Here is a 4970-nt window from a genome sequence, read left to right on the forward strand (position 1 = left end):
CTGACGATGCCCGCCGCCGCCTGCGCGCCAACCCGCGCGATGCCACCGCCCATCGCGCGCTTGGCAGGGCACTGCGGCAACTAGGCGACAGTCGCGGCGCGAACCACGCGGAGCTCGCAGCGATTAGCCTCGCGGATCACGATCCCGACATTGTGCGCGCCCATCAGGCGATGCTCGCCAACGACATGCCCGCTGCCGAAGGCATCCTTCGCGGATTGCTCGGCAGCCGCCCCGACGACGTCGTCGCGATGCGCCTGCTGGCGGAGATCGCCATTCACTTCGGCCTGCCGCGCAAGGCGGAGGCGCTCCTTCGGCGCGCGATCGAGCTCGCGCCCGGCTGGTTCTATTCGCGCTACACGCTCGCGGTCGCACTTGATCTGCTGAGCCGCGCCGGCGAAGCACTCGCCGAGCTGGGCAAAATCGCCGGTCCGGAGGCTGACCTCGATCCGATCGTCGCGCTGAAGGCCGTGTGCCTGAGCCGCATCGGAGAGAATGAGGAGGCGCTGCGCCTCTATCGCTCCCTCGCTGCGCGCCAGCCGGCCAACGCCGACATCTGGATCAGCATTGCGAACCTCCAGAAGATCGTCGGCGAGGAAGGCGCTGCCGACACCTATCGCAAGGTATTGCAAATCTCCCCCACCAACGGGGAGGCGTGGTGGAGCCTCGCCAACCTCAAGACCTATCGGTTCTCCGACGCGGACGTGGCGACGATGCAAGCGGCGCTTGCCTCGACTGGCCTCTCCGACAACGACCGACTGCGGCTGCACTTTGCGCTAGGCAAGGCGCTCGAGGACCGCGGGGAAGTCGACTCGAGCTTCGATCACTACCGCCAGGGCAATGCGATCCGCTCGGTGCAGACGCGCTATCGCCCGGCGGAAACGACGGCGCTCGTCGATGCGACCGAGCGCCTGTTCACCGTCGAATTCCTCGAGGCGCGCAACGGCTGGGGGTGCGAAGCGCCCGATCCGATCTTCATCGTCGGCATGCCCCGCGCCGGCTCGACCCTCGTCGAACAAATCCTCGCCAGCCACCCGCTCGTCGAAGGGACCGGAGAGCTTCCGGACGTCATCGTCATCGCGCGCGAGCTGGAGGAGGGCAGCCCGGGCGGCGCTCCCGAAGGATGGCGGAACTATCCGAATGTTCTCGCCGAGCGCTCCGCCGAAGACATCGCGGTGCTGGGCCAGACTTATCTCGAGCGCACCCGGATCCAGCGCAAGACGGAGCGACCGTTCTTCACCGACAAGATGCCCAACAACTGGCTCCACCTCGGGCTGATCCGATTGATGCTGCCGAACGCCAGGATCGTCGATGCCCGGCGCCACCCGCTCGCCTGCGGCCTCTCCAACTTCAAGCAGCATTATGCACGCGGCCAGGAATTCTCGTACGATCTCGAACATTTCGGCCGATATTATCGGGATTATGTGCGGCTGATGGCCCACGTCGACCGGGTTTCGCCAGGCCGCGTCCATCGCGTTATTCACGAGAAGCTGCTGACCGACCCGGAAGCGCAGATACGCGCTCTCCTCGACTTCCTCGGGCTTCCGTTCGACGAAGCGTGCCTCAACTTCCACCAGACGAAGCGCGCGGTGCGCACCGCGAGCGCCGAGCAGGTCCGGCGACCGATCGACGCCGGGGGCGCGGAGTCGTGGAAACGCTTCGAGCACTGGCTCGACCCGCTCAAGACGGCGCTGGGGTCGGCGCTCGATAGCTGGACGGGTGACGCGAGCGACTCTGTTTGACGAACCGCGCGGCTTGGGAAATAATCTCCGGCTGAAACGTCAAAGAGGGGTTCGGAAGAATGCTCAAGCTCCTTGCGATTACCGGTCTGATGCTGGGTGCCGCTCCCGTGGCAGTGCAGGCGCAGCAGCAGCCGCCCGCCCCGGCGATCAGCTTCGACGACCAGCCGTCTCCGGCGGCGAAAGACGATTCTAAGCGGATCATCTGCCAGACCGAGCAGAAGATCGGGTCGCGGCTTGCGTCGAAGAGGGTGTGCATGACGGCGGCCCAGTGGAAGGAGCGGGAGCTTCAGACTCGCCGCGACCTCGACCAGCTGCACACGAACACCCAGCCCACCGGCGGGCCCGGCTAGGACCGCCGCGGCCTATTCCGCCGCTTCGCGCAATTCGGCTCCTGCGGGCGTCAACACGAGCTGACCGTCGCCTTCATCGACGCGAACGACCGATCCATCCGGGATTTCGCCCGCCAGGATTTTGTCGGCGAGCTGGTCCTGGAGATATTTCTGCACCGCACGCTTGAGCGGCCGGGCGCCATAGACCGGATCGTAGCCCACGCGGCCGAGCCACGCGCGCGCCGCGTCGGTCAGTTCGAGCCGGATTTTGCGGTCCTCGAGCAACTTGCCAAGCCGGGCGATCTGGATGTCCACGATCGGGCCCATGTGCCCGGTGCCGAGCCGGTGGAACAGGATGATTTCGTCGAGCCGGTTGAGGAATTCCGGGCGGAAGTGGGCGCGGACGACGTCCATCACCTGCGGCTCGACTTTCTCGACCGGTTCGTCTTCGCCGAGTGAGGCGAGGTGCTGCGAGCCGAGATTTGAGGTCAGGATGATGATCGTGTTGGAGAAGTCGACCGTGCGCCCCTGGCCGTCGGTCAGCCGGCCGTCGTCCAGAACTTGCAGCAGCACGTTGAATACGTCGCCGTGCGCCTTCTCGACCTCGTCGAACAGCACCACCTGATAGGGCCGGCGGCGGACGGCCTCGGTCAGAACGCCGCCTTCCTCATAGCCGACATAGCCCGGAGGAGCGCCGATGAGCCGCGCGACCGCGTGCTTCTCCATGAATTCGCTCATGTCGATTCGCACCATCGCCGCCGAATCGTCGAACAGGAATTCGGCGAGCGCCTTGGTGAGTTCGGTTTTGCCGACTCCGGTGGGGCCGAGGAACAGGAAGGAGCCGAGCGGGCGGTTCGGGTCCTGGAGGCCGGCACGGGCACGGCGGACAGCGGCGGAGACCGCCTTCACCGCATCTTCCTGCCCGATCACCCGCGCGCCGATTGTCGCTTCCATCTGCAGCAATTTCTCGCGCTCACCCTCCATCATCCGCTCGACCGGTACTCCGGTCCAGCGGCTGACCACCGCCGCGATGTCCTGGTCGGTGACTTCCTCGCGCAGCATCGCGCCCTTTGTCGCGGCCTGCGCGTCGGCGAGCTGCTTCTCGATCTCGGGGATGCGCCCGTATTGGAGCTCGCCCGCCTTGGCGAGGTCGCCACCCCGCTGCGCCTGCTCGAGCTCGAGGCGCGCGCCATCGAGCTGCTCCTTGAGCCTGGCCTCAGCGGAAATCTTCTCTTTCTCGGCCTGCCAGCGCTGGGTCAGCTCGGCCGACTGCTGTTCAAGGTTGGCAAGCTCGTCCTCAAGCTTGGCAAGCCGGTCCTGCGATGCCCTGTCCTGCTCCTTCTTCAGTGCCTCGCGCTCAATCTTGAGCTGGATGATTCGCCGGTCGAGATTCTCGATCTCCTCGGGCTTGGACTCCACTTCCATGCGAATGCGCGAAGCCGCTTCGTCCATCAGGTCGATCGCCTTGTCGGGCAGGAAGCGGTCGCTGATGTAGCGGTTGCTGAGCATCGCCGCGGCGACAATCGCGCCGTCGGTGATCCGCACACCGTGGTGAAGCTCGTATTTTTCCTTGAGCCCGCGCAGGATCGAGATCGTGTCGGGCACCGTCGGCTCGCCCACGAACACCGGCTGGAAGCGTCGCTCGAGCGCCGCATCCTTCTCGATATATTTGCGATATTCGTCGAGCGTCGTGGCGCCAATGCAGTGAAGCTCGCCGCGGGCGAGCGCCGGCTTGAGCAGGTTGCCGGCGTCCATCGCGCCCTCGGCTTTGCCGGCGCCAACCAGCGTGTGCATCTCGTCGATGAACAGGATGATGTCGCCCGCCGCCTGCCGCACTTCGTCGAGAACACCCTTCAGCCGCTCCTCGAACTCGCCGCGGTATTTCGCGCCGGCGATCAGCGATCCCATGTCGAGCGCGAGCAGGCGCTTGTCCTTGATCCCGTCGGGCACGTCGCCGTTAGTGATACGGAGCGCCAAGCCCTCCGCGATCGCGGTCTTGCCGACGCCGGGCTCGCCGATCAGCACCGGGTTGTTCTTTGTCCGCCGCGCAAGCACCTGGATGGTGCGGCGGATTTCCTCGTCGCGGCCGATCACCGGATCGAGCTTGCCTTCGCGCGCAGCAGCGGTGAGGTCGCGCGCGAACTTCTTGAGCGCGTCGTAGCGATCCTCGGCGCCTTGCGTGTCGGCCGTACGGCCGCCGCGGAGCTGCTCGATGGCGGCGTTGAGCTTCTGCGGGGTGAGACCCGCCTTGGCGAGCGCGTTGCCGACGTCGCTGCCCTTCGCCAGCGCCATCGCGAGCAGGATTCGCTCGACGGTGACGTAGCTGTCGCCGGACTTTTTCGCGACCTGCTCGGCCTGGTCGAGGATGCGGATGGTGTCGCCGTCCATCGCCGGCGCCTGGGTCGCGCCGCTTCCGGTCACGGCCGGAATCTTCGCGACCAGTGCATCGGCCTCGCGTTGGGCCGCTTTGGCATCGCCGCCAGCGGCCTGGATCAGCCCCGCGGCCATGCCCTGCTCATCGTCGAGCAGTGCCTTCAGCAAGTGTGCCGGGGCGATCCGCTGCTGATGCTCCCGAACGGCGATCGTCTGGGCCGCCTGAAGTAACCCGCGCGCACGGTCGGTGAGCTTCTCGAAATCCATTTGTTCGTACCCCTGTTGGCTTCAACACCGATATGGTGTTGCAGATAGGCAACACAAGGCTATTTCACCGTTGCGGCCGGCCTCTTTCGGGACCCTGCGTGGGTGCGGCGGTCGGCTGAGCGACGAAGGCGGGGGAGGCCGCGGCAGGTGCCGACAGCGGTCAACACGCTCGCGACCGAGCGCCCGTTCGGCTGGTTCGAGCACAATGTGATCGCGACCGTCCAGATGATCTACCCGGGCGCGGGGCGGAAAGTTTATCCGG

The 4970-nt window shown here is 66.2% G+C and carries 3 protein-coding genes and 1 pseudogene; 3 read left to right on the forward strand and 1 reads right to left on the reverse strand.

Going from position 1 to position 4970, the window contains the following annotated elements:
- Both GH737_RS12900 and GH737_RS12905 read left to right on the forward strand, forming a co-directional pair.
- The coding region (locus GH737_RS12900) for a tetratricopeptide repeat-containing sulfotransferase family protein (RefSeq protein ID WP_155265211.1) at positions 1-1739 on the forward strand (1739 nt) is incomplete at its 5' end.
- Positions 1740-1798: 59 nt separating this feature from the next.
- Positions 1799-2089 carry a hypothetical protein gene (locus GH737_RS12905; RefSeq protein WP_155265212.1) on the forward strand — a complete coding sequence of 97 codons (291 nt, stop codon included), beginning with the start codon at positions 1799-1801 and terminating at the stop codon, positions 2087-2089.
- A 12-nt stretch (positions 2090-2101) separates the two neighbouring features.
- Here the strand turns inward: GH737_RS12905 and clpB are convergent, their stop codons facing one another.
- Positions 2102-4708: an ATP-dependent chaperone ClpB gene (clpB, locus tag GH737_RS12910; RefSeq protein WP_155265213.1), complete on the reverse strand. Its 2607-nt coding sequence runs from the start codon at positions 4706-4708 to the stop codon at positions 2102-2104.
- A 141-nt stretch (positions 4709-4849) separates the two neighbouring features.
- On the opposite strand from clpB, the pseudogene GH737_RS12915 reads away from it, so the two are divergent.
- A pseudogene (locus tag GH737_RS12915) lies at positions 4850-4970 on the forward strand (polyhydroxyalkanoate depolymerase); the annotation flags it as partial.

It is taken from the genome of Sphingomonas segetis (assembly GCF_009720245.1).
In the GTDB taxonomy this organism is placed as follows: Bacteria; Pseudomonadota; Alphaproteobacteria; order Sphingomonadales; family Sphingomonadaceae; genus Sphingomicrobium; species Sphingomicrobium segetis.

What these genes read in the sequence shown, in the direction of transcription:
- GH737_RS12905 (WP_155265212.1), top strand. Translation starts at nt 1,799, where the DNA reads ATGCTCAAGCTCCTTGCGATTACCGGTCTGATGCTGGGTGCCGCTCCC.
- clpB (WP_155265213.1), bottom strand. Translation starts at nt 4,708, where the DNA reads ATGGATTTCGAGAAGCTCACCGACCGTGCGCGCGGGTTACTTCAGGCG.